Origin of the sequence: Pseudonocardia yuanmonensis, assembly GCF_039542425.1 — a bacterium.
Lineage (GTDB): Bacteria > Actinomycetota > Actinomycetes > Mycobacteriales > Pseudonocardiaceae > Pseudonocardia > Pseudonocardia yuanmonensis.
Window position 1 is genome coordinate 210,094 of record NZ_BAABIC010000001.1, and the last position, 24,278, is coordinate 234,371.

The window sequence follows — 24,278 nt, forward strand, 5'->3', positions numbered from 1 at the left end:
TGGCGCCAGCGTATCCCTGGCGCGCAGGCCCGATCGCGAGTACATTTCAACGCATGATGAATAACGACCGCACCACCGCCTGCGTCGTCGGTGGCGGTCCCGCAGGGATGGTCCTCGGGCTGTTGCTGGCCCGGGCGGGCGTCGAGGTCACCGTGCTGGAGAAGCACGCGGACTTCCTGCGGGACTTCCGCGGCGACACGGTTCATCCCTCGACCCTCGAACTGCTCGACGAGCTGGGCCTCGGCGCGCGGTTCGACGCGATGCCGCACCGCCGGGTCGACAGCATCACGGCGATGCTCGACGGCGGCGCCGTGCAGATCGGGAACTTCTCGCTGCTGCGCCACCCGCGGCCGTACATCGCGCTCGCGCCGCAGTGGGACTTCCTGGACCTGCTCGCGACGGCCGGCGCGGAGGAGCCGACCTTCACGCTGGTGCGCAACGCCGAGGTCACCGGCCTGCTCACCGAGGACGGCCGGGTCACCGGCGTGCGCTGGCGGGACCGGACCACCGGCGCCGAGCACACGCTGCAGGCCACGCTCACGATCGGCTGCGACGGCCGGAGCTCGACCGTGCGGGCGGCGTCCGGGTTGCGGAGCCGGGCGTTCGGCGTGCCGCTCGACGTCGAGTGGTTCCGCCTGCCCCGCCTCGAGGGCGACACCGCGGGCGGCGTCGGGCGGTTCACCCGAGGACACTTCGCGGTGATGATCGACCGCGGCGACTACTGGCAGTGCGGGTACCTGATCCGCAAGGGCGGCGACGCGGAGCTGCGCGCGAAGGGCATCGACACCCTGCGGACCCGGATGTCGCGGCTCATCCCGTGGACCACCGACCGCGTCGGTGCGCTACGGAGCTGGGACGACGTCTCGCTGCTCGACGTCCGGCTCGACCGGCTGCGCCGCTGGTCGAAGCCCGGGCTGCTGCTCATCGGGGACGCCGCGCACGCCATGTCCCCGGTCGGCGGGGTCGGCATCAACCTCGCGGTGGCCGACGCCGTCGCCGCGGCCCGGATCGTCGGCCCGGCCCTGCGCTCGGGTCCGGCGTCGCCGGCGCGGTTGGCCGCGGTGCAGGCCCGCCGGTGGCTGCCGGCGGCGGTGATCCAGGCGGTCCAGCGCGGACTGCACCGGGTGATCCTGGGCGCGGCGCTCGACGTCGTCGACCCCGACGCGCCGATCCCGGCCGCGACCGAGCTGCCGCGGGTGGTGCGGTTCGTCCGGCGCCACCCGAAGCTGCAGCTCGTACCGGCGCGGCTGTTCGGGCTCGGCCTGCTGCCCGAACACGCCCCCGAGTGGGCCCGGCGGCCACAGGCCTCGGTGGCGGAGCCTGCCGCGGTGTAGGAGCACTCCTCAGCACTGCTCGCGGATCCGCGGGAGGGGACGCCCTCTCCGCGGCTCCGCGTCCCTCGGCAAGATCATCGGTCGTGGACGGAGACGGTCGACTTCCGACCCTCCGCGTCCACAAGTGGTGATCACCGCAGGGGTGAGCGATCAGGCGGCGAGCGCTCAGACCGCCACGGGGGTGCGGGTGCGGAGGGCGGCGAAGGCCAGTGCGTCGACCAGCGCCAGCCAGCTCGCCTCGACGACGTTGGAGTGCACACCGACCGTCGTCCACTCCCCGTGGTGGTCGCTCGTCCCCACCAGCACCCGTGTGACGGCGTGCGTGCCGGCCGATCCGCCGGGCGTCAGGATCCGGACCTTGTAGTCCGACAGCTCGATGTCGGCCAGCCACGGGCAGGAGGGCTCCAGCGCGGCGCGCAGGGCGGCGTCGAGGGCGTGCACCGGCCCGTTGCCCTCCCGCGTGGCGATCCGGCGCTCGCCCGCGACCAGCAGCTTCACCGTGGCCTCGGCGACCGCGTCGGCGCCCGCGCGCTTCTCGATGATCACGCGGTAGGACTCGAGCGCGAACGGCACCGGCGACTCCTCCCCCAGCGCCCCGCGCATGAGGAGCTCGAGCGAGGCGTCGGCGGCCTCGAAGGACCAGCCCTGCGCCTCCCGCTCCTTCACCGTGCCGACGACGGCCGACACGGCCTCGGGGCTGCCCGCCATGTCCAGCCCCAGCTCGGCGCCCTTGAGCTCGACGGACGCGCGCCCGGCCATCTCGGTCACCAGCACCCGCTGCGTGTTGCCGACCTCGGCGGGGTCCATGTGGTTGTAGAGCTCCGGGTCGACCTTGATGGCGCTGGCGTGCAGTCCCGCCTTGTGCGCGAAGGCCGACGCCCCGACGTAGGGCTGATGGGTGTCCGGCGCGAGGTTGGCGATCTCGGCCAGGGCGTGCGAGGTCCGGGTCAGGTCGGCGAGGCCACCGGACGGCAGCACCGGCATGTCCAGCTTCGTCGCCAGGTTCCCGACGACGGCGAACAGGTCGGCGTTGCCCGTCCGCTCGCCGTAGCCGTTGGCCGTGCACTGCACGTGCGTCGCCCCGGCCTGCACCGCGGCGACGGAGTTGGCGACGGCGCAGCCCGTGTCGTCCTGGCAGTGGATGCCGAGCCGGAAGCCGGTGCGCTCGGCCACCTCCCGCACCACCTCGGCGAGCCCGAGCGGGAGCATCCCGCCGTTGGTGTCGCACAGCACGGCGACGTCGGCGCCCGCGGTCATGGCCGCGTCGAGCACCCGCAGCGAGGTGTCCGGGTCGAACCGGTAGCCGTCGAAGAAGTGCTCGGCGTCGACGAACACCCGGCGGCCCTCGCCCCGCAGGAAGGCCACGGTGTCGGCCACCATGGCGCAGTTCTCGGCGACGTCCGTGCGCAGCGCCCGCTCGACGTGCCGGCGGTCCGACTTCGCCACCAGGGTGACGACGGGTGCCTGCGAGTCGAGCAGCGCGCGGACCTGCGGGTCCGCCTCGGCCCGGACCCCGGCCTTGCGCGTCGAGCCGAACGCGACGAGCACGGCGTGGCGCAGCTGCAGCTCCCCGGCCGCGGCGCGGGCGAAGAACTCGGTGTCCTTGGGCAGCGCCCCGGGCCACCCGCCCTCGACGAACCCGACGCCGAGCGCGTCGAGGTGCCGGGCGACGGCGAGCTTGTCGGCGACCGAGTACGAGATGCCCTCGCGCTGGGCCCCGTCCCGCAGCGTGGTGTCGTAGACGTGGAAGGCGTCGCCGAGGGGCGTGCCGGCGGGCGTGGTGCGGGACATCCGGGTTCTCCGTGTGGTGGGGTGGGGGCTGGGGCGGGCAACAAAAAAGACCCCCCGCGGGATGCGAGAGGTCTGCGCGTCGGCTCCGGTGAGCTGCCGACGCGCTAGCAGATAATGATCACGCTGGTGAGGCGCACGCAGGCAGTCTGCCCCGCGCGTCCCGCGATGTCACACAGGCGTCCCAGATCGTGGGAGCCCCTGTTGTCGTGAAGCAGCCGCATCGAAGATGGGGGACGACGTCGCGGACGCCGGTGTCCGCGACCCGTACGAACCGGAGGACAGTTCGTGTCGATCTCCCTGACCGTCCTGTACAACCCGCCCGCAGACCCCGCGGCCTTCGACAAGCACTACGACGAGGTGCACGCCCCGCTCGCCTCGAAGATGCCGGACCTGCAGTCCTACACGATCGTCCGGCCGGGCCCCGGTCCCGACGGCTCCGCCCCGCAGTACCACCTCGTCGCCACCCTGACCTGGCCGTCGGCGGAGGCGATGCAGGCGGCGATGGGAGGCCCGGAGGGCAAGGCCGCCAACGACGACCTCGGCAACTTCGCGCAGGCCGGCGTCACGATCCTGGTCGGCGAGGAGCAGAAGGTCGTCTGATCCCCTGACCCGACGACGGCCCGGCACCCCACCGCAGGTGCCGGGCCGTCCTCGAGTCGGGGGTCAGGCCTTCGCGGCTGCGGTCAGCTTCGGCACGAAGGAGTCGAGCAGGTAGGGCAGCGACAGCGCGCTGGCGAACTGCAGCGCGTCGTAGTCGGCGCCCTCCACGAACAGCGAGCGGCCCTGCGCGACCGCCGGCACCGTCCGGAGGATCGGGTCGGCCGCGATCGCGGCCTTCTCCTGCTCCGACCCCGCCTGGAACACCAGGACGTCCTCGTTCAGCATCCCGGCCTGCTCGCGGCTGAGGTACCCGTAGAACTGGTCGCCCGCGATCGCGTCGAGCTCCGGCGGGACCACCATGCCGAGCTCGCCGAAGAACCGGGTGCGGGTGTCGGCGCTCGCGTGGAAGGGATAGCGGCCGTCGTAGGAGGGCCCGGAGAGCACGAGCGACCTGCCCACCAGGTCCGGGTTCGCGGCCTTGACCTGGGCGAACTTCGCCTCGACCTGCGCGACGAGTTCGTCGGCCCGGTCGCTCTGCCCGAGCGCCCGCCCGGTGAGGCGCGTCTGGTCCTGCCACGGCACCCCGAAGTCCTGGAACTCCTTCGGCGGCACGACGACCGGCGCGATCCGGCTCAGCACGTCGTACTGGTTCTGGTCCAGCCCGGCCGTCACGGCCATGATCAGGTCCGGCTTCAGCGCGGCCACGGCCTCGGGATCGACCTCCTCCCGCGGCAGGATCGTCGGCTTCGCCGCGCCCGCGGCCGCGTCCGCCCAGGGGAAGAAGACGTCGTCCTGCGGGCCGAAGGCGTAGCGCACGCCGACCGGGACGACACCGAAGGCCAGGATCGCGTCCTGCTCGGTGTAGCCGAGCGACACCACGCGCTGCGGCGCGGCCGGGATCGTGGTGCTGCCGAACTTGTGCTCGATGGTCACCGGGTGGGCGGCGCCGGGCGCGGCGGAGGCCGGTGCGGCCTGGTCGGTCGGGGCCGAGGAACAGCCGGCGAGCAGGGCGAGTGCCGCGAGGCCGGCGGCGAGCAGGGGAACGAGGCGGGAACGCACGCGCCGTTTCTACCGGAAGTTAGGCAAACCTTCCATAACCTCGTGGCGAGAACGGCGACGGCCCGGCAACCCGTCGCGGGGTGCCGGGCCGTCGTCGTCGGGCTCAGGCCTCTGAGGAGGCGGGCTCCGCGGTGCGGCTGGACACCAGCGCGGCGAGCCGGTCGCCGATCGCCTGGGTGTGCCCGGTGGCGCCGTGGTCCCGGGTCGCCAGGTCGAACGCGACGGCGGCCTCGACGCGCCGCGCCGCGTCCTGCTGGCCGACGTGGTCGAGCAGCAGCGCGACCGACAGGACCGCGGCGGTCGGGTCGGCGATGCCCTGGCCGGCGATGTCCGGCGCCGAGCCGTGCACCGGCTCGAACATGCTCGGGTTCCGGCCGCTGGCGTCGAGGTTGCCGCTGGCCGCGAGGCCGATGCCGCCGGTCACGGCCGCCGCGAGGTCGGTGAGGATGTCGCCGAAGAGGTTGTCGGTGACGATCACGTCGAACCGGCTCGGGTCGGTGACCATGTGGATCGTGGTGGCGTCGACGTGCTGGTAGGCGACCGAGACCTCCGGGTGCTCCAGCGACACCTCCTCCACGATCCGCGACCACAGCGCGCCGGCGAAGGTCAGCACGTTGGTCTTGTGGACCAGGGTGAGGTGCTTGCGCGGGCGGCGCTCGGCGCGGGCGAAGGCGTCCCGCACCACGCGCTCGATGCCGAACGCGGTGTTGGTGCTGACCTCGGTCGCGACCTCGTGCGGGGTGTCCTTGCGGAGCAGGCCGCCGGTGCCGACGTACGGGCCCTCGGTGCCCTCGCGCACGACGACCATGTCGATCTCGGGGTTGCCGGCCAGCGGGCCGCGGACGCCCGGGTAGAGCCGCGCCGGGCGCAGGTTGACGTGGTGGTCGAGCTCGAAGCGCAGGCGCAGCAGCAGCCCGCGCTCGAGGATGCCGCTGGGCACCGACGGGTCGCCGACCGCGCCGAGGAGGATCGCGTCGTGCTGCTGCAGCTCGGTGAGGACCGACTCGGGCAGCAGCTCGCCGGTGGAGTGCCACCGGGCCGCGCCGAGGTCGTAGGTGGTGGTCTGGACGTCCGGGGAGACCTCGTGCAAGACCTTCAGGGCCTCGTCGATGACCTCCGGCCCGATGCCGTCACCGGGAATGACCGCAAGGCGCATGCTGCGAAATGTCCTCTCTCGATACGCCCCACCACGGCGTGCGATCGGGCGGCCATCGAACGCTACCCGCTGCAGCGGCGGTGACCGGGCACCCTCCACTCCACCGGGGTCACCCGGGGCGGTGAAGTCGTGCCAGCCGGCGCGCCGATCCGGCCCGACACACCCCCGAGCGGGTCAGATTGTGCGCCTCCGGCCGGACCCGGCCGACGGCGGGGTCCCGGCCCGGGTGCCGCCCTTCACCCGGATGGAGCAGCAGCAGGGGCGAGCGGGGCGGTGACGAGATCACCGGCGGAGGCGCCGGCGGCGGCCGCGGTGGGCCCGTCGAGGGTGGTGGCGTGTGCCCCGGTGGGGTTCTGCGGGAGCACGACGAGCAGCGGGCCGGCCGGGGCGGGCAGGCGCGTGCCCGGGTCGGCGGGGCACAGCAGCGGCTCGGCGGTGCCCCGCTCGGCGAGCGGGTCCCAGGACTCCGGGACGTCCACGGTGTCGACTGGTGCGGTCGGCTCGGCACCCGGGTTGCCGACGTCGGTCGGGCCGTAGTCGCCCTCGACCACGACCTGCATGCGCAGCGGCGCCGAGGCGGCGGCGGGGTCGACGCCGAGCGCCGACAGCCGCACCGGCAGGACCCAGGTGTCGGTGTCGAAGACGTTCGTGTCGGTGTCGCCCTCGAACCCGTTCACCGGCTGCGCGTCGACCTCTGCGTACCCGTCCGGGGTCTCCGTGCGCAGGTCCAGGACCTGCGCGACGAGCACGTCCGTGCCGGGCCGGTCGACCAGGCCGACCGCGCGGTCCACGGACCCGTCCCCGTCGACGTCGAACCCGACGGTCGGCACGGTCGTCGCGCCGACGTCCGGCAGGGTGCCCCACATCGACACCGCGATCCCGATGGTGTCCCCGGAGCGGGCCGCGCCGACCCACCGGACGTCGCCGCCCTGGCCGGTGTCGTTGGCGACGCAGCCGACGGACAGCCCGGACCGGCAGCGCGGCAGCCGAGGGCTCGTCGCGAGGAGCCGGAACACCCCGGCCCGCGAGCGGTAGGCCTGCGCGCCGCTCCCCTGGTCCACGGCGGCGCCGGCGAGCACGACCTCGCCGCCCGTGCGCGTCGCGGCCAGGGTCGACACGGGCTTGGGCGCGGAGGTCACCGGCACCCGCACCTCGCGCCCGCCCGCGACGAGCACGATCCGGCCGGACGCGTCGGCGACGAACTGGCGCGGCCGACCGCCCTGGGTCGCGGTCATGGTCGGGTCGCGGGTCTTGCGCAGTGCATCGGCCTGCGCGGTGAGCCGCACGGTGACGGTCGCGGGCCCGACGACCTGCGCGGGCTCGACGGCGATCGTCACGCCGGGCATCGTGGTGATCGGCTCGTAGCGCAGGGTCACCGGAGTTCCCGCACCGCTGACGCGCACCGTTCTCGTCAGCGTGACCGTCCGTCCCGCCGGGACCTCGACCACCCCGAAGGCGACGCCGACACTGCCGGGATCCTCCGCGTCGGCGGCGAGGACGGGCGGGTCCTGCGCGGCGCGGGCGTCCACCCGGCCCACCCCGACCCGCATCGGTGCCATCAGGTCCCCGCCCGGGCCGCGGACGTCGGCGGCCGTGGTCACGATCGCGGCCTTCACCTCGGCCGGCGACCACTCCGGGTGCGCCTCCCGCACCAGCGCCGCGACGCCGGCGACGAACGGGCTGGCCATCGAGGTCCCGGTCTTGCTCGCCCGCCCGGCCCCGCTGCCGACCGCCGCGGAGACGATCGACTCGCCCGGGGCCGCGACGTCCGGCTTCACGCCCGGACCGCGCCCACCGCGCGACGAGCTCTCGCTGATCGTGTCGGCGATGCCCGGGACCTGCACGGACGCGGACTGGGCGAGCCGGCCGTCGAGGTGGACGCGCAGCGTGCCCGCCTGCAGGGCGGGGCGGAGGGCGGCGGTCGAGGGCCCGTCGAGCTGGAACATCGGCACGGTGGCGTTGCCCGCGATGCCGACGCCGCCGGGCTCGGGGGCCGACGAGGTCAGCAGCACCCCCGCCGCGCCGGCGGCCTGCGCGTGGTCGGCGCGGACCGCGGAACCGCAGGCCCGGGCGTCGTCGCCGTCCGGCCACTCGAGCCAGACGACCTTCCCCGCGACCCCGGAGAAGGGTTCGCAGCCCTGCACGTTCGCCGCGGGCAGGGCGACCACGTCACCGGTCACGTCGGGTGTCCCGGAGAAGTCGACGCTGTACTGGCCGGTGACCTGCCGCGGTTCGGGGGCGACGACCTCGGCGCCGTCGAGCAGCACGCCCGCGTCCCGGACGTTGGCCACGGCGATGGCCCCGGGCGTGGTCGCCGGGGCACCGGCCGCGTCGGTGAGGTCGCCGGCGTTGCCCGCCGCGGCCACCACGGTCACCCCGTTGTCGATCAGCTGCTGCACGAAGTCGTTGACCGGGTCGTCCGCGGGCGCGAAGTCCGAGCCCAGCGAGAGGTTGACGACGTCCAGGCGGTCGGAGAAGTCGCCGTCGCCGTCCGGGTCGAGGGCCCGGTCGAGGGCCAGCGGGGTGAGCGCGGTGGAGCCGGAGCAGCCGAACACACGGATCGCGTACAGCTCGGCCAGCGGGGCGGCGCCGGGACCGATCCGCATGGCGTTCAGCGCGTCGGGGGTGAGGCCGGCGTAGTCGCCGCGGAAGGTGGTGCCGTCGGCGTTCACCCCGTACCCGGCCGCGGTACCGGCGACGTGGGTGCCGTGGCCCTCGCAGTCCAGCGGGTCGTCGTCCGGCTTCGGCACGGTTCGGGCGGGGTCGGTGGCCGACGAGTCGTAGTCGTCGCCGGCGAGGTCGATCCCACCGACGACCTTGTCGGTCGGGAAGATGCCGCGGCCGGCGCGGGCGGCGTCGTAGGCCGCGACCGTGCCGGGGCCGCCGAAGTCCGCGTGGGTGTAGTCGACGCCGGTGTCGACGATGCCGATCCGCACTCCGCGGCCGAGACGGCCGGTGTCCTGCCAGGTCTGCAGGGTGCGGCCGAGCTGGTCGGCGGAGGCGTTGCTGGGCCGGGCGTCGGTGATCCGGCGGACCGAGCGCACGCCCGGGCGGCTCGCGAGCCGGGTGGCGGTGGCGGCGTCGGCCCGGACCGCGACGCCCGGGACGGCGTTGGTGGTGCGGTAGAGCTCGCGCTCGCCCTCCGTGCCGCCCAGGCCGCCGAGCACGTCCGCGACCTTCGAGTCGATGCGGGCGCGGGTCTCGGCGGCGACCTGCGCGGCGGCATCACGGCCGCGGGGCAGGGCCGAGGTGTAGTCGGCGACGGCGGAGGTGTCGTCGAACTCGACGAAGACGTTCTGCAGGGTCGCCGCCGGTGCCGCGGCAGCGGGTCCGGCGCTGAGGAGGAGCAGCGACGCGGCCAGCCCCGCGACCACCGGACAGGTCACCCTCCGCCACCGCGCGCCGTGCACCGACCACCCCTTCCACCGACCGGCGGACGCGGTACGGCGGAGAGGAACCTAGATCGGCGGACGCTGCGTGATCGCCGATCCGCGGCCCGGGCACCGCATCGGGTGAGGAGTTCGTACACGGGCGGGTGTGATCATCAGCGGCTCACTTGACGCCCCGGATCGCCCGAACGGCACCCTCGCTCAGTAGCTGTGAGCGAACGGCACCCTCGCTCACCAGGAGTGAGCGAACGGCGCGCTCGCTCATACCTAGTGCGCGAACGGCGCGCTCGCTCACCGGGTACGGCGCGCCCCGGAATGCACGAACGGCACCCTCGCTCACCAGGAATGAGCGAGAGTGCCGTTCGTTCAGGTGCGGGTCAGTCGTCGAAGCTGATCAGACGCGTGGTGCGGGCGCCGACCGAGGCGCCGATCGGCTCGAGCACACCCGGATCGATCGCGCGGTCGACGCGGAGAAGCATGATCGCGTCCGTCCCGTCCGTGGTCTGGCTGATCTGCGCGGCCTCGATGTTGACCGCGGCCTCGCCGAGCAGCGAGCCGACGCGGCCCATGACGCCCGGGCGGTCGGCGTACTCGAGGAGCAGGACCTCGCCCTCGGCGCGCAGGTCGAAGTGCCGGCCGTTGACCTCGACCAGCTTCTCGACCTGGGCACGCCCGGTGAGGGTGCCGGAGACGGTGATGGCCTCGCCGTCGGGCATCGCGGCGCGCAGCTGCACGACCGAGCGGTGGTTCTCGCTCTCCGGGGTGGTGGTCAGCTCGACCGAGACACCCCGCTCGGCGGCCAGCGCCGGGACGTTGACGAACGTGACCTGGTCGTCGACGACGTGCGTGAACACGCCGCGCAGCGCGGCCAGCGACAGCACCGAGACGTCCTCGGAGGCGAGCTCGCCCGCCACGTCGACCGTGACCGAGGTGGGCACCCGGCCGGCGACGGCGTAGAGCACCGTGCCCAGCTTCTGCACCAGCGGCAGCCAGGGCCGGACCTCCTCGCCGACCGCACCGTTGATCTGCACGTTCACGGCGTCGGGCACGAACTCGCCGGCCAGGGCGAGCTGCACCGACTTCGCCACGTCCGTGCCCGCGCGGTCCTGCGCCTCGACGGTCGACGCCCCGAGGTGCGGGGTCACCGTGACGTTCTCCAGCTCGAACAGCGGGCTGGAGGTGGTGGGCTCGGAGACGTAGACGTCGATGCCGGCGCCGCCGACGTGGCCGGAGCGGACCGCCTCGGCCAGCGCGTCCTCGTCGATCAGGCCGCCGCGGGCGGCGTTGACGATGATCACGCCGGGCTTGGTCAGCGCGAGCTGGTCCTTGCCGATCAGGCCCAGGGTCTCCGGGGTCTTCGGCAGGTGGATGGTGATGAAGTCCGACGTCCGCAGCACGTCCTCGAGCGACAGGAGCTCGATGCCCAGCTGGGCGGCCCGCGCCGGGGCGACGTAGGGGTCGTAGGCGACGAGCCGGACGTCGAACGCCGCGAGGCGCTGCGCCACGAGCTGGCCGATCTTGCCGAGCCCGACCACGCCGACGGTCTTGCCCTGCAGCTCGACACCGCCGAACTGGCTGCGCTTCCACTGGCCCTGGCGCAGGCTGGCGTCGGCCGGCGGGATGCGCCGGGCGGTGGCGAGCAGCAGCGCGATGGCGTGCTCGGCGGCGGAGACGATGTTCGAGGTCGGGGCGTTGACGACCATGACGCCGCGGGCGGTGGCGGCGGGCACGTCGACGTTGTCGAGGCCGACCCCGGCGCGCGCGACGACCTTCAGCCGGGTCGACGCGGCCAGCGCCTCCGCGTCCACCGTGGTGGCGGAGCGGACGAGCAGGGCGTCGGCGTCGGCGATGGCCTCGAGCAGCGCGGGACGGTCCGTGCCGTCGACGTGGCGGATCTCGACGTCCGGTCCCAGCATCTCCACCGCGGAGGGCGCGAGCTTCTCCGCGAGCAGGACGACGGGACGGGTGGCGGCTGCGGTACTCACGACGACGCGATGCTCCACGGCTAGATGCGGGCAGGACAGGACCGACCCGATTCTAGGTGGACGATCCGACAGGACGACCCCCGGCGGGCGCCCGCTGATACCGCGCCGGCGTCACACCGGGGTGAAGTGTGCGAACCGGACAACCCTCAGCCCGCGTTCTGCACCTTGTCCGCCAGCAGCTCCCAGCTGCGCCACCAGCTCTCGCGGTCGGCGACGGGGTTGGCGACGATCAGCTCGTCGGCGTCGGCGGTGCCGGCGAACTCCTCCAGGTACGTCGCGACGACGTCCGGCGTGCCGACGGCGGTGTAGCGGGTCATGGACCGGATCTGCTCGCCCGCGTGGGTGTCGAGCACGGCCTCGGCCTCCTCGTCCGTGAGCTTCCGGCCGCCGCGGCTGTAGAACAGCCGCACCCGCTGGCGCTGCACGGCCCGGCGCAGGGTCTCGGCCTCCTCGGGCGAGTCGGCGGCGATCACGTTCACTCCCGCCATCACGTGCGGCTCAGCCAGCTGCGCGGACGGGCGGAACTCCTGGCGGTAGAGGGCGACGGCCTGCTGCAGGGCCTCGGGCGCGAAGTGCGAGGCGAAGACGTAGGGCAGGCCGAGCAGGGCGGCGACCTGGGCGCCGTAGAGCGACGAGCCGAGGATCGACAGCGGGACGCCGGTGCCGCGGCCCGGGTACGCGTTCACGTTCGGGACCAGACTGGTGTCGCCGAGGAAGGCCTGCAGCTCCTGGACGTCCTGCGGGAAGCGCTCCGACGCCGTCGGGTCCCGGCGCAGGGCGCGGAAGGTCTCCTGGTCGGTGCCGGGCGCGCGACCCAGCCCCAGCTCGATGCGGCCGGGGTGCAGCTCGGCGAGGGTGCCGAACTGCTCGGCGACCTGCAACGGCGAGTGGTTGGGCAGCATCACGCCGCCGGCGCCGAGGGTGATCCGCTCGGTGTGCGCGGCGACGTGGGCGATGAGCACGCTGGTCGCCGACGAGGCGATCGAGCGCATGTTGTGGTGCTCGGCGTACCAGATGCGCCGGAAGCCCCACTGCTCGGCGCGCTGCGCCAGCCGGGTGCTCGCCGCCAGGCCCTCGCGGACGGTCTCGCCCTCGGAGACGGTGGCGAGGTCCAGGATCGACAGCGGAAGGGGCAGGGACACGGCGGGCACCTCTCGTCCGGCGGGCACAGACCCTCCGCACAACATCGCCGGGGCACCGTCTCTTCCGCCGCGGCCCGGCGAGCGAGCGGCGACACACGGCGGCGGCGCCCCCGCTCGTGCAGGGACGCCGCCGGAACCGCAGGCCGGTGGGGTCGTGAGCGGCGAGTGCCCCTCTCGGGGCAGTTGCCGCTCACGGGGTCACTTGGCCTTCTCGCCCACCCAGCTCATCAGGCCGCGGAGCTTCTCGCCGACCTGCTCGATCGGGTGCTCGGCACCCTCCTTCTGCAGGCGGGTGAAGTTCGGGCGGCCGTTCTCGTCCTCGGCGACCCACTCACGGGCGAAGGTGCCGTCCTGGATCTCGCCCAGGATCTTCTTCATCTCCTCCTTGGTCGCGGCGTTGACCACGCGCGGACCGCGGGTGAGGTCGCCGTACTCGGCGGTGTCGGAGATGGAGAAGCGCTCGTTGGCGATGCCGCCCTCGTACATGAGGTCGACGATGAGCTTGAGCTCGTGCAGGCACTCGAAGTACGCGATCTCCGGGGCGTAGCCGGCCTCGGTGAGCACCTCGAACCCGGTCTGCACCAGGGCCGCGGCACCGCCGCAGAGCACCGCCTGCTCGCCGAACAGGTCGGTCTCGGTCTCCTCCTTGAAGGTGGTCTCGATGACGCCCGCGCGGGCGCCGCCGATCCCGGCCGCGTAGGAGAGGGCGATCGCCTTCGCGTTCCCGGAGGCGTCCTGCTCGACGGCGATGAGCGCGGGCACGCCCTTGCCGTCCACGTACTGGCGGCGGACCAGGTGGCCCGGCCCCTTCGGGGCGATCATGACGACGTCGACGTCCGACGGCGGCTTGATCAGGTCGTAGCGGATGTTGAAGCCGTGGCCGAAGGCCAGCACGTCGCCGCTCTTCAGGTTCGGCGCGACGTCGTCCGCGTAGATGAAGCGCTGCTTCGTGTCCGGCGCCAGGATCATGATCAGGTCGGCCCACGCCGACGCCTCGGCCGGGGTGAGCACCTCCAGACCCTCGTCCTGCGCCTTCTGCCGGCTCTTGGAACCCTCCGGCAGGCCGATCTTCACCTCCACGCCCGAGTCACGGAGCGAGAGCGCGTGCGCGTGCCCCTGCGAGCCGTAGCCGATCACCGCGACCTTGCGGCCCTGGATGATCGACAGGTCGGCATCGTCGTCGTAGTAGATGTTGACGCTCATGACGGGTGGGAAGTCCTCTCCAAGGGGGTGGTGCTCAGTATCAGTGCCGTTGTCCGGACCCGGGCAAGCAGGTCCTCAGCGGGCCGACGTGGCGGTGATGGACCGGGGTCCGCGGCCCACGGCCACCATCCCGGACTGCACCATCTCGCGGATCCCGTAGGGCTCCAGCATCCGGAGCAGCGCGTTCAGCTTGTCCATCGTCCCGGTGGCCTCGACGGTGAGGGCCTCGGGGGCCACGTCGACCACCTTCGCCCGGAACAGCTGCACGGTCTCCAGGACCTGGCTGCGCACGCTCGCGTCGGCGCGCACCTTGACGAGCAGGAGCTCGCGCTGCACCGAGGCGGCGGGCTCGAGCTCGACGATCTTGATCACGTTGATCAGCTTGTTGAGCTGCTTGGTGACCTGCTCGAGGGGGAAGTCCTCGACGGAGACGACGATCGTCATCCGCGAGATCCCCGGTGTCTCGGTCTGCCCGACGGCGAGCGAGATGATGTTGAACCCGCGGCGCGAGAACAGGCCCGACACCCGGGCCAGCACACCCGGCTTGTCCTCGACGAGGACGGACAGCGTGTGGGTCTCAGTCATCGGACGCCCCGTCCTCCAGTGCCCGCTCGGTGACCTCGCTGACCTCGTCGACGCCGGCGGACAGCTCGTCGCCGTCGAACAGGGGGCGGATGTTGCGGGCCGCCATGACCTCGTCGTTGCCGGTGCCGGCCGCGACCATCGGCCAGACCTGTGCGTCCGCGCCGACGGTGAAGTCGATGACGACGGGCTGGTCATTGATCTCCATCGCCTGCCGGATGACCCGGTCGACGTCGTCCTTCGACTCCGCGCGCAGCCCGACGCAGCCCATCGCCTCGGCGAGGAGCTTGAAGTCCGGGATCCGGTGCTTGTGCGTGCCGAGGTCGGTGTTGGAGTAGCGCTCCGAGTAGAAGAGCGTCTGCCACTGCCGGACCATGCCCAGGTTGCCGTTGTTGATCACGGCGACCTTGATCGGGATGCCCTCGATCGCGCAGGTGGCGAGCTCCTGGTTGGTCATCTGGAAACAGCCGTCGCCGTCGATGGCCCACACGACCTTGTCCGGCGCGCCGGTCTTGGCGCCCATGGCCGCGGGGACCGCGTAGCCCATGGTCCCCAGGCCGCCGGAGTTGAGCCAGGTGCGCGGGTTCTCGTACTTGACGAACTGCGCCGCCCACATCTGGTGCTGACCGACGCCCGCGGCGTACAGCGCGTCCGGGCCGGCGATCGCCCCGATCCGCTCGATGACGTACTGCGGCGACAGCGAGCCGTCGTCCGGCCAGTCGTAGCCGAGCGGGAAGGTGCCGCGCCAGTGGTCGAGCTGCCGCCACCAGGCCGTCAGGTCGGCGACGGTGCCCTCCCGCTCGGCCCGCACCGCCTCGAGCAGCTCGGTGATGATCTCCTTGCAGTCGCCGACGATCGGGACGTCCGCACGTCGGTTCTTGCTGATCTCCGCCGGGTCGATGTCGGCGTGGACGATCTTCGCGTCGGGCGCGAAGGTCGACAGCTGACCGGTGACCCGGTCGTCGAACCGGGCGCCGAGCGCGATCAGCAGGTCGGCCTTCTGCATCGCGCCGACCGCCGCGACGGTGCCGTGCATGCCGGGCATGCCGACGTGCTGCGGGTGGCTGTCCGGGAAGGCCCCCCGCGCCATCAGCGTGGTGACGACCGGGATGTTCGTGAGCTCGGCGAGCTGCAGCAGCTCGGCCGACGCCTCGGCCTTGATGACGCCGCCGCCGACGTAGAGCACCGGACGGCGCGCGGCGGCGATCATGCGGGCCGCCTCGCGGATCTGCTTGCCGTGGGGCCGCGTGGTCGGGCGGTAGCCCGGCAGCCTGAGCTCCGGCGGCCACGAGAACGTGGTCCGGGCCTGCAGCGCGTCCTTGGAGATGTCCACCAGCACCGGGCCGGGTCGGCCCGTGGCGGCCAGGTGGAACGCCTCGGCGATCGCCCGCGGGATCTCCGCGGCTTCGGTCACCAGCATGTTGTGCTTGGTCACCGGCATGGTGATGCCGGTGATGTCGGCCTCCTGGAACGCGTCCGTGCCGATCAGCGGCCGGGCCACCTGGCCCGTGATCGCGACGATCGGCACCGAGTCCATGTGCGCGTCGGCGAGCGGGGTGATGAGGTTCGTCGCACCCGGGCCCGAGGTCGCCATGCAGACCCCGACCTTGCCGGTGGCCTGCGCGTACCCGGTGGCCGCGTGCCCCGCGCCCTGCTCGTGCCGCACGAGGACGTGCCGCACGCTCGTCGAGTCCAGCAGCGGGTCGTACGCCGGCAGGATCGCCCCGCCGGGGATGCCGAAGACGGTGTCGCACCCGATCGACTCGAGCGAACGCACGAGGGACTGGGCCCCGGTCACCTGCTCCGGGCCGGATCGCGGCCCGGGCACGACGTCGGGACGCTGGCCGGGGGCGCCGTTCTGGCGGCCCGCGGACACTCCTGCGCGTCCCGGCGGCGGTGCCGGTTTGGGTCCCGGGGTGCCGGGACGGGGCGTGGCGGTGGTCATCTGCGCTGCCTCGCTGCTGTCGATGCCGACGATCGGTGCTGGGGTGGGCGCCCTGGACATGAAAAAACCCCCGCCGCCTGGGCCAGGCGTGACGAGGGTGGCGCGTCGTGGTCCGAGTACTCGGGAGCTACTCAGGCGTGGACGCGCCTGGGAAGTACGAGAATTCGGAGGGCGGACATGGCGACGACGTTAACACGCGCGCGGAGGCGGGCGTCAACCGGCTGGGACTGGAGGTCCCGGATCGTGGGAGGCGCACCCCGTCCGGACCGTCGGGGGAAGGTGCCACCATGGAGGACGTGAGCGCAGAGCAGACCAGCAGGCCGGGCCTCGCGGAGGGGCGCGTCGCCTCGACGGACAGGCTGCCCCCGCGGACCACCCCGACGCGGCTGTCCTTCCGCCGCTCGCCGCTGGCCCTGGCCGCCGCCGCCTTCTTCCTGGTCACGGCGATCCCGTTCGCGTTCGGGGCGCCGTGGCTGTGGCTGGTGTACGTGCTCCCGGTCGCGTTCTCGTACTGGATCCTGCGGATCCGGACCGTCGTCGACGCGGAGTCGGTCACCGTCCGTCGTCTGTTCTCCTCGCGGCGCGTACCGTGGGACGAGATCAGCTCGCTGCGACTGGGCAAGAAATCCCGGGTCAGTGCGGTGCTGACGGACGGGACCGAGCTACCGCTGCCGACCGTCCACGTCCGCGACCTTCCCGCACTGGCCGCCGTGTCCGGCGGCAGGCTGCCCGATCCGGCACAGGCGGAGGCCCCGACGACGTCGGAGCCCCCGTCGACCCCCGAAAGGACCTGACGTCGAATGCCGGCCCTTCGTTCGAGAGTCACCACGCACGGCCGCAACGCCGCCGGTGCCCGTTCCCTGTGGCGCGCCACCGGTATGGGCGACGACGACTTCGGCAAGCCGATCGTCGCCATCGCCAACTCCTACACCCAGTTCGTGCCCGGGCACGTGCACCTCAAGGACCTCGGCGACCTCGTCGCCTCGGCGATCCGCGAGGCCGGGGGCGTGCCGCGCGAGTTCAACACCATCGCGGTGGACGACGGCATCGCCATGGGCCACGGCGGCATGCTCTACTCGCTGCCCTCCCGCGAGATCATCTCCGACGCCGTCGAGTACATGGTCAACGGGCACGCGGCGGACGCGCTGGTCTGCATCTCCAACTGCGACAAGATCACCCCGGGCATGCTCAACGCCGCGATGCGGCTCAACATCCCCACGGTCTTCGTGTCCGGCGGGCCGATGGAGGCCGGCAAGGCCGTCGTCGTCGACGGGGTGGCGCACGCTCCCACCGACCTGATCACCGCGATTTCCGCGTCGGCGTCCTCGGCGGTGGACGAGGACGGGCTGTCGATCGTCGAGCGCTCCGCGTGCCCGACCTGCGGCTCCTGCTCCGGGATGTTCACCGCGAACTCGATGAACTGCCTCACCGAGGCCCTCGGGCTCTCGCTGCCGGGCAACGGCTCGACCCTCGCCACGCACGCCGCCCGCCGCGAGCTGTTCCTCGAGGCCGGCCGCACCGTGATGGCCCTGGCGAAGCGCTGGTACGCCCACGACGACGAGTCCGCGCTCCCGCGGAACATCGCCACCAAGGAGGCGTTCGAGAACGCCATGGCGCTCGACGTCGCGATGGGCGGCTCCACCAACACGGTGCTGCACATCCTGGCCGCGGCGCAGGAGGGCGAGGTCGACTTCACCCTCGCCGACATCGACGCGATCTCCCGCCGGGTGCCCTGCCTGGCCAAGGTCTCGCCGAACTCGGACTACCACATGGAGGACGTGCACCGGGCCGGCGGCATCCCCGCCATCCTGGGCGAGCTGTGGCGGGCCGGGCTGCTCAACGAGGGCGTGCACACGGTGCACTCCCCCTCGCTCGAGCAGTGGCTCTCGACATGGGACATCCGCTCCTCGGCCCCCTCGGAGACGGCGGTGGAGCTCTTCCACGCCGCGCCGGGCGGGGTCCGCACCACCGAGGCGTTCTCCACGGAGAACCGCTGGTCGTCACTGGACACGGACGCGGCGGGCGGCTGCATCCGGGACCGTGAGCACGCCTACACCGCGGACGGCGGGCTGGCCGTGCTGCGCGGCAACCTCTCCGAGAACGGCGCGGTGATCAAGACCGCCGGCATCCCGGAGGACATCTGGCGGTTCGAGGGCCCGGCCCGGGTCGTCGAGAGCCAGGAGGAGGCCGTGTCGGTCATCCTCACCAAGCAGATCCAGCCCGGGGACGTGCTCGTCGTCCGGTACGAGGGCCCCGCGGGCGGGCCGGGCATGCAGGAGATGCTGCACCCGACCGCGTTCCTCAAGGGCGCGGGCCTGGGCGCGAAGTGCGCCCTGGTCACGGACGGGCGGTTCTCCGGCGGCTCCAGCGGCATCTCGGTCGGCCACGTCGCCCCCGAGGCCGCGGCCGGCGGCGCGATCGGGCTGGTCGAGGACGGGGACCGGATCCTCATCGACGTCCGTGAGCGCACCCTGCAGATCCTCGTCGACGACGAGGTGCTCGCCGAGCGCCGCGCCAAGATGGAGGCCTCCGAGCGGCCGTGGACCCCGAAGGACCGCGACCGCGTGGTCTCGAAGGCTCTGCGCGCCTACGCCGCGATGGCGACCTCCGCCGACACCGGCGCCGTCCGGCACGTGCCGTAAAGCGATCGACCGGCGGGCGGGTCGGCGTAGGTTCACGGTCATGACCCTTCCGACCCGCACGCTCGGCTCGCTGACCGTCTCCGCCCAGGGCCTCGGCTGCATGGGCATGAGCCAGAGCTACGGCACCGGGGACGAGACCGAGTCGATCGCGACGATCCACCGGGCGCTCGACCTGGGCGTCACGCTGCTCGACACCGCGAACGTCTACGGCGCCGGGGCGAACGAGGAGCTCGTCGGCCGGGCGATCCGGGACCGGCAGGACGAGGTCGTGCTCGCCACCAAGTTCGGCATCGTCCGGGACGCCGAGGGCAACCAGGCCGCGCGCGGCGACGCCGCCTACGTGAAGCAGTGCTGTGACGAGTCCCTCACCCGCCTCGGCGTGGACCACATCGACCTCTACTACCAGCACCGGGTGGACCCCGAGGTCCCGGTCGAGGAGACCTGGGGCGCGCTCGCCGAGCTCGTCGCGGCGGGCAAGATCCGGTACGCGGGCATCTCGGAGGCGGGCGCGGCCACGATCCGCCGCGCCCACGCCGTGCACCCGGTCACCGCGCTGCAGAGCGAGTGGTCGCTGTGGACCCGCGACATCGAGGCGGAGATCGCGCCCACCTGCGCGGAGCTCGGGATCGGGATCGTGCCGTTCTCCCCGCTCGGGCGGGGCTTCCTCACGGGCTCGATCACCTCGACGTCGCAGTTCGGCGAGAAGGACATGCGGGCCGGGCTGCCCCGCTTCAGCGAGGAGAACCTGTCCGCCAATCTCGCGATCGTCGAGACCGTGAAGGCGCTGGCGGAGAAGCGCGGCGTGACCGCGGGGCAGCTGGCGCTGGCCTGGGTGCAGGCCAAGGGCGAGCACGTCGTGCCGATCCCGGGCACCAAGCGCCGCACCTACCTGGAGCAGAACGTCGAGGCCGCGGCCCTGGAGCTCACGCCTGAGGAGGTCGCCGAGCTCGACGCCGTCGGCGCGGGCGTGGCCGGCGCCCGCTACCCCGAGCACCTGCAGCGCACCGTCGGCCGCTGACTGCACGAACGGCGCGTTCGCTCATTCCTGGTGAGCGGAAGTGCCGTTCGCTCACGAAGGCCGACGCTGCACGACCGGCGCGTTCGCTCATTCCTGGTGAGCGAGAGTGCCGTTCGCTCATTCCTGGTGAGCGAGAGTGCCGTTCGTGCAGGTGGTGAGGGCCGGGCCGAGGCGGGCGAGGGCGTCTGCGGCCGTGTCGACCATCTCGGTCACGCGGGCTGCGCCGAGGTGGTCCGCGGCGAAGCCGAGGTACTGCACGTGCACGTGGGCCCGCGCCCACTCCTGCTCGACGGCGGCGAGCGGGCCGGGCAGGGCGGGCGCCTCGGCGCGGTACGCGGACTCGTCGCACCTGCCCTGGGCCTCGAGGACCGCGAGGTCCAGGCCCGCCGGGGCCATCCGGGCGTTGCCCCAGTCGATCAGCGTCGTCCCGAGGATGTTGCCGCGGTGCGGGTCGCCGTGGCAGAGCGTCCGGGGCAGGAGGGCGAGCGCGGCGCGGATACGCGCGTCGCCCGCCCACTCCGTCACCAGGTCCGCCGCGCGCGAGTAGGCGGGCTCGCCGCTGCGCTCCGCGCCACCGCGCAGCGCCACGAGGGTCCGGTCGCACAGCCCGGCCCACCACGTGGCGTCGACCACCGGAATGCCGCGGGCCCGCTTGCGGAACCAGTGCCGGTGCACGCGCGCGACGCTCCGCCACACGTCGTCGGGCACGGGGTCGCCCTCCCGGGCGGGCTCGCCCTCGACCCAGGTCAGGACCAGCGGGTCGGGATGCAGCATGCGCGGCACCCCTACGCCCTCGACCACGGCGACCGCCCGCATCGCGGCGACCTCCACCGGGGCCGCGGGCTTGACCACGACCGGCACCGTCCGGTCGCCGAGCCGCAGGTCGACGCGCTCGACACCTGCCGCCACGTACCCCCCGGTCAGCGGGCCCCGGCCGACGATCTCCACGGGACCGCCGAGCCGTCGGGCGACGGCGGGCAGCCAGTCCGTCACCGCAGGCCGAACAACACGCCGACGGCGACCACGACCCCGACCACCAGGAAGAGCACGGCCCACGGCACGGGGCGGCGCTGCCAGGTCCGGCCGCTGTCCAGCGAGATCCGCCCGGCCCCGACGAACAGCAGGGCGGCGACGCCGGCGCCGAGTGCGACGTCGAGCTCCAGCGCGTTCGGCGAGTCGGCGGCGAAGAACGGGCTGCCCCACTTCACCACGACCGCGCAGATCTTGACGGCGAGCAGCCCGGCTGCCGCGAGCGGGGTGAACAGCCCGAGGACCAGCATCGCGCCGAGGATCAGCTCGCCGAAGCCGAGCGCCCACGCCAGCGCCGGAGCCTGCCGGAACCCGAGATCGGTCAGGATCGTGGTCGTCTCACCGATCCCGCGCCCGCCCCACATCCCGAAGACCTTCTGCAGACCGTGGGCCACGAAGATTCCGCCGACGCCGAGGCGCAGCAGCAGCATGCCGACGTCGGCGCCGCCGCTCCACGCGACGGGCCGCCGGTCCGTGTCCTTGGCCGGGGGCTGGGTCCCGCCGAGCGTGCCGATGTCGAACTGCCGGGTGGGATCGGTCATGGCGCCGAGACTATCCGCGCCCGACCCTTCCGGGGCGCCGCCGACCAGCGTGTTCACCAGGTTTCGCCCCACGGGGCACGGGCATCCCGATGACCATGGCGGACACCCTGGACGGACCCGAACTGCACCCCGACACCGTCAAGCTGGCCGACGGTGCCAACTTCGCCGCCGTCGCGACCGTCTTCCCGAGCGGGCGGATCCAGAACCACATGATCTGGTGCGGGATCAAGGACGGGAGGCTGGTGCTCAACACCGAGGTGCACCGCGCGAAGGCCCGCAACGTCGGCCGGGACTCCCGCATCACCGTCCTGATCCGCGACGAGGACAACCCGTACCGCTACGCGGAGGTCCGCGGCCGCGTCACCGACACGACGACCGGCGACGAGGCGCGCACCCACATCGACGAGCTCTCGCAGAAGTACAACGGCGAGGACTACCCACCGGAGATGATCAAGTCCGAGCGGGTGATCCTGTGGATCACGCCGGAGCGGCAGACGCTCGTCGACCAGGGCAACGACGTCGGCACCGAGGACTAGGGAGTCAGTACCCGTTCCGCACCACGTTCGGCGGCTCCTCCCCGCGCGCGTAGTACTCGAGCTGCTCGCGCATGACGCTGAAGGCGCGGCGCATCGCGGCGGGGACGCTGCCGCCGACGTGCGGGGTCAGCAGCAGGCCCGGCGCCTCCCACAGCGGGTGGCCGGCGGGCAACGGCTCGGGGTCGGTGACGTCGAGGGCCGCCTTCAGCCGCCCGCTGCGGAGCTCCGCGAGCAGGGCGTCCGTGTCGGCGACCGGGCCCCGGGCGCCGTTGACCAGCAGCGCCCCGTCGGGCATAGCGGCCAGGAAGTCCTTGTCGACCAGCCCGCGGGTCTCGTCCGTCAGCGGGACGATCACCACGCAGGCGTCGTGGTGCGGGAGCAGGTCGTGGACCTCGTCGATGCCGTGCACGCCCTCGCGCTTCCGCCGGCCCACCAGGGTGATCTCGACCTCGAAGGGCTCGAGCCGCCGCACCAGGTTCTCCGCGACGTCCCCGGCTCCGACGATCAGCACCCGCTTCCCGCCGAGCTCGTCGGTGACGTGCTGGGTCCACTCGCCGCGCTCCTGCGCCCGCACGAAGCCGGGCAGCTCCCGGTACACCGCGAGGAGCACCGCGACGATCCACTCCGCCGTCGCGCCGCCGTGCGCGCCCTTGCCGTCCGACAGCAGGACGCCCGCGGGCAGCTTGCCGATCCACGCCTCCGCGCCCGCCGTGAGCAGCTGCACCAGCTTGAGGTTCGGCAGCTGATCGGCGAGCTCCACGACCTTGCCCGTGGCGAGGAAGGGCGGCACGAGGACCTCGGCCTCCTCGGCGCCCTCGGGCAGCGGCTTCGCGGGGTCGTAGACGAGGGGGCGAAGCGCCAGGTCGGCGAGGGCGTCGGCGCCGCGCGGATGTGGGACCAGGACCACCGTCATGGGGTCGACGCTACTCACCGGCCGCTCACCTCACCGCGCCTAGCCTGATCACCGTGCGCCACCGCCCTCCCCGTCTGCGGCTCGCGCTGGTCGCGCTGATCGGCCTGCTCGGGCTGCTCGCGGGCTGCGCGACCTTTCCGGACGAGGGCCCGCGGGACTGGCAGGAGAAGACCGAGGGGCAGGGCGAGCTGGGCGGCCCTCCGTCCGTGCAGCAGGAACCGGGCGGCGAGCCGGGCGACGAGGACGGGGACGGCTCCCCCGAGCCGGGCGGCCCCCAGGCCCCCGCCGGGTGCGACGACCCGGACCCCCAGGTCGTCGCCACCTGCCTCGATCCCGTCGCGGCGGTCGCGGTGCTGCCGAACGGGGTGTCGGCGCTGGTCGGGGAGCGCGCCACCGGCCGGGTGCTGCGGGTGGAGCGCGGCAAGGAGCCGGTGCTGATCGCGACCGTCCCGGTCGACGCGGCCGGTGGCGGGGGGCTGACCGGGCTGGTGCTCTCCCCCACCTACCAGGAGGACCAGCTCGTCTACGCCTACGCCACCACCCCCGAGGACAACCGCGTGCTGCGGCTGGCGCCGAACGAGCCGCCCAAGCCGGTGCTGACCGGCATCCCCAAGGGCCCGTCGGGCAACGGCGGCGCCCTGGGCACGGACGCGGGCAACACCCTGCTCGTCGCGACCGGCAACGCCGGCGACCCCGCCCCCGCCCCCACCGCGCTCAACGGCAAGGTGCTGCGGATCGACACCCTCGGCCGGCCCGCGGCGGCCAACCCGAACCCGGGCTCGCCGGTGCTGAGCACCGGACTGTCCCAGCCGGGCGGGATCTGCCAGGACACGACGAGCCAGTCGGTGTGGGTCACCGACCGGGCGGCCTCGCGCGACGTGCTCTACCGGGTCGCGCCCGGCCCGCTCGGCCCCGCCGCGTGGACCTGGCCGGACCGCCCCGGCGTCGCGGGCTGCATGGCCCAGCCCGGCGTGGTCGTGGTGGCGCTGACCGGTGGTGCGGCGCTGTCCGTGCTCCGCCCCGCCGACGACGGCAGCTTCTCCGGCGCTCCCGAGACCCTCCTGGCCAACGTCTACGGGCGCCTCGCCGCCGCCACCCTCGGCTCGGACGGCCTGCTCTGGCTGGGCACGGTCAACAAGTCCGGCGGGAAGCCGGTCGCCAGCGACGACCGCGTGATCCGCATCCAGCCGCCCAGCGGGGGCGGGGCCTCCCGCGCCTGACCGCACCGGCCGAGCCGGCGGAGGACCATGATCATCAGTCCTGGACGCGCGCGGTCGGATTCCGACCTTTCCCGTCCACGACCAGTGATCACCGCTGTGGGAAGGGCTGCCCGCTCCGGCAACCGGCCCGGCCCGGTTGGAGGGGCGGCGTCGGCCCGCTGTGGACAGGTCGTGCGCGGTAGGCGGTGCTCG

Annotated in this window: 19 protein-coding genes; 7 read left to right on the forward strand and 12 right to left on the reverse strand. The window is 73.4% G+C overall.

Features of this window, described 5'->3' with window-relative positions; translation table 11 throughout:
• Positions 1–53 precede the first annotated feature (53 nt).
• Positions 54–1,334 (forward strand): FAD-dependent oxidoreductase, encoded by a 1,281-nt coding sequence (locus ABD990_RS00965; protein ID WP_345377688.1) that lies wholly within the window; start codon positions 54–56, stop codon positions 1,332–1,334.
• A gap of 165 nt (positions 1,335–1,499) precedes the next feature.
• Here ABD990_RS00965 and cimA read toward each other — a convergent pair whose 3' ends face one another.
• Positions 1,500–3,125, reverse strand: a complete 1,626-nt coding sequence (gene cimA, locus ABD990_RS00970; RefSeq protein ID WP_345377689.1) for a citramalate synthase — start codon at positions 3,123–3,125, stop codon at positions 1,500–1,502.
• Positions 3,126–3,410: 285 nt separating this feature from the next.
• On the opposite strand from cimA, the gene ABD990_RS00975 reads away from it, so the two are divergent.
• Entirely contained in the window at positions 3,411–3,725 is a 315-nt protein-coding gene (locus ABD990_RS00975; protein ID WP_345377690.1) for an EthD family reductase, read from the forward strand.
• Between the two features lie 63 nt (positions 3,726–3,788).
• Here ABD990_RS00975 and ABD990_RS00980 read toward each other — a convergent pair whose 3' ends face one another.
• From ABD990_RS00980 to ABD990_RS01015, 8 genes are all read right to left on the reverse strand, one after another.
• Positions 3,789–4,784: an iron-siderophore ABC transporter substrate-binding protein gene (locus ABD990_RS00980; RefSeq protein ID WP_345377691.1), complete on the reverse strand. Its 996-nt coding sequence runs from the start codon at positions 4,782–4,784 to the stop codon at positions 3,789–3,791.
• Between the two features lie 103 nt (positions 4,785–4,887).
• The gene (locus ABD990_RS00985) at positions 4,888–5,940 is read right to left on the reverse strand and encodes a 3-isopropylmalate dehydrogenase (RefSeq protein ID WP_345377692.1); all 1,053 of its coding nucleotides are present in this window, start codon (positions 5,938–5,940) and stop codon (positions 4,888–4,890) included.
• Positions 5,941–6,176: 236 nt separating this feature from the next.
• A complete protein-coding gene (locus ABD990_RS00990) occupies positions 6,177–9,326 on the reverse strand; it encodes a S8 family serine peptidase (protein WP_345377693.1) in 3,150 nt (1,049 codons plus the stop codon).
• Positions 9,327–9,706: 380 nt separating this feature from the next.
• The gene (serA, locus tag ABD990_RS00995) at positions 9,707–11,314 is read right to left on the reverse strand and encodes a phosphoglycerate dehydrogenase (protein ID WP_345377694.1); all 1,608 of its coding nucleotides are present in this window, start codon (positions 11,312–11,314) and stop codon (positions 9,707–9,709) included.
• A 146-nt stretch (positions 11,315–11,460) separates the two neighbouring features.
• The gene (locus ABD990_RS01000) at positions 11,461–12,450 is read right to left on the reverse strand and encodes an LLM class flavin-dependent oxidoreductase (RefSeq protein WP_345378001.1); all 990 of its coding nucleotides are present in this window, start codon (positions 12,448–12,450) and stop codon (positions 11,461–11,463) included.
• 204 nt (positions 12,451–12,654) lie between these two features.
• A complete protein-coding gene (ilvC, locus tag ABD990_RS01005; RefSeq protein WP_345377695.1) occupies positions 12,655–13,659 on the reverse strand; it encodes a ketol-acid reductoisomerase in 1,005 nt (334 codons plus the stop codon).
• 75 nt (positions 13,660–13,734) lie between these two features.
• Positions 13,735–14,244, reverse strand: coding sequence for an acetolactate synthase small subunit (gene ilvN / locus ABD990_RS01010; RefSeq protein ID WP_345377696.1), 510 nt, complete (start codon positions 14,242–14,244; stop codon positions 13,735–13,737).
• On the reverse strand, positions 14,237–16,186 hold the full coding sequence (locus ABD990_RS01015; RefSeq protein ID WP_345378002.1) for an acetolactate synthase large subunit: 1,950 nt from the start codon (positions 16,184–16,186) through the stop codon (positions 14,237–14,239). The genes ilvN and ABD990_RS01015 overlap by 8 nt, the downstream gene beginning before the upstream one ends.
• A gap of 296 nt (positions 16,187–16,482) precedes the next feature.
• On the opposite strand from ABD990_RS01015, the gene ABD990_RS01020 reads away from it, so the two are divergent.
• The 3 genes from ABD990_RS01020 to ABD990_RS01030 are packed head-to-tail and all read left to right on the forward strand — an operon-like array spanning position 16,483 to position 19,846.
• The gene (locus ABD990_RS01020) at positions 16,483–16,980 is read left to right on the forward strand and encodes a PH domain-containing protein (RefSeq protein WP_345377697.1); all 498 of its coding nucleotides are present in this window, start codon (positions 16,483–16,485) and stop codon (positions 16,978–16,980) included.
• 6 nt (positions 16,981–16,986) lie between these two features.
• A complete protein-coding gene (gene ilvD / locus ABD990_RS01025; RefSeq protein WP_345377698.1) occupies positions 16,987–18,828 on the forward strand; it encodes a dihydroxy-acid dehydratase in 1,842 nt (613 codons plus the stop codon).
• 40 nt (positions 18,829–18,868) lie between these two features.
• Complete coding sequence (locus ABD990_RS01030; RefSeq protein WP_345377699.1) at positions 18,869–19,846, forward strand: aldo/keto reductase; 978 nt, start codon at positions 18,869–18,871, stop codon at positions 19,844–19,846.
• Between the two features lie 117 nt (positions 19,847–19,963).
• Here the strand turns inward: ABD990_RS01030 and ABD990_RS01035 are convergent, their stop codons facing one another.
• Positions 19,964–20,839: a phosphotransferase gene (locus ABD990_RS01035; RefSeq protein ID WP_345377700.1), complete on the reverse strand. Its 876-nt coding sequence runs from the start codon at positions 20,837–20,839 to the stop codon at positions 19,964–19,966.
• Positions 20,836–21,417 carry a DoxX family protein gene (locus tag ABD990_RS01040; protein ID WP_345377701.1) on the reverse strand — a complete coding sequence of 194 codons (582 nt, stop codon included), beginning with the start codon at positions 21,415–21,417 and terminating at the stop codon, positions 20,836–20,838. Before ABD990_RS01040 ends, ABD990_RS01035 begins: the two co-directional genes overlap by 4 nt.
• A gap of 95 nt (positions 21,418–21,512) precedes the next feature.
• On the opposite strand from ABD990_RS01040, the gene ABD990_RS01045 reads away from it, so the two are divergent.
• On the forward strand, positions 21,513–21,953 hold the full coding sequence (locus ABD990_RS01045; RefSeq protein WP_345377702.1) for a PPOX class F420-dependent oxidoreductase: 441 nt from the start codon (positions 21,513–21,515) through the stop codon (positions 21,951–21,953).
• Between the two features lie 4 nt (positions 21,954–21,957).
• Here the strand turns inward: ABD990_RS01045 and ABD990_RS01050 are convergent, their stop codons facing one another.
• On the reverse strand, positions 21,958–22,866 hold the full coding sequence (locus ABD990_RS01050; protein ID WP_345377703.1) for a 2-hydroxyacid dehydrogenase: 909 nt from the start codon (positions 22,864–22,866) through the stop codon (positions 21,958–21,960).
• Positions 22,867–22,919: 53 nt separating this feature from the next.
• Between ABD990_RS01050 and ABD990_RS01055 the strand changes: the two genes are divergently transcribed.
• The gene (locus ABD990_RS01055) at positions 22,920–24,086 is read left to right on the forward strand and encodes a PQQ-dependent sugar dehydrogenase (protein ID WP_345377704.1); all 1,167 of its coding nucleotides are present in this window, start codon (positions 22,920–22,922) and stop codon (positions 24,084–24,086) included.
• Positions 24,087–24,278 lie beyond the last annotated feature (192 nt).

Excerpts from the sequence above, each read along its gene's own strand:
- ABD990_RS01040 (WP_345377701.1), bottom strand. The coding sequence starts at position 21,417 with ATGACCGATCCCACCCGGCAGTTCGACATCGGCACGCTCGGCGGGACC.
- ABD990_RS01030 (WP_345377699.1), top strand. The coding sequence starts at position 18,869 with ATGACCCTTCCGACCCGCACGCTCGGCTCGCTGACCGTCTCCGCCCAG.
- ilvC (WP_345377695.1), bottom strand. The coding sequence starts at position 13,659 with ATGAGCGTCAACATCTACTACGACGACGATGCCGACCTGTCGATCATC.
- ilvD (WP_345377698.1), top strand. The coding sequence starts at position 16,987 with ATGCCGGCCCTTCGTTCGAGAGTCACCACGCACGGCCGCAACGCCGCC.
- ABD990_RS01045 (WP_345377702.1), top strand. The coding sequence starts at position 21,513 with ATGGCGGACACCCTGGACGGACCCGAACTGCACCCCGACACCGTCAAG.
- ABD990_RS00965 (WP_345377688.1), top strand. The coding sequence starts at position 54 with ATGATGAATAACGACCGCACCACCGCCTGCGTCGTCGGTGGCGGTCCC.
- ABD990_RS00985 (WP_345377692.1), bottom strand. The coding sequence starts at position 5,940 with ATGCGCCTTGCGGTCATTCCCGGTGACGGCATCGGGCCGGAGGTCATC.
- ABD990_RS01050 (WP_345377703.1), bottom strand. The coding sequence starts at position 22,866 with ATGACGGTGGTCCTGGTCCCACATCCGCGCGGCGCCGACGCCCTCGCC.
- ilvN (WP_345377696.1), bottom strand. The coding sequence starts at position 14,244 with ATGACTGAGACCCACACGCTGTCCGTCCTCGTCGAGGACAAGCCGGGT.
- cimA (WP_345377689.1), bottom strand. The coding sequence starts at position 3,125 with ATGTCCCGCACCACGCCCGCCGGCACGCCCCTCGGCGACGCCTTCCAC.
- ABD990_RS01015 (WP_345378002.1), bottom strand. The coding sequence starts at position 16,186 with ATGACCACCGCCACGCCCCGTCCCGGCACCCCGGGACCCAAACCGGCA.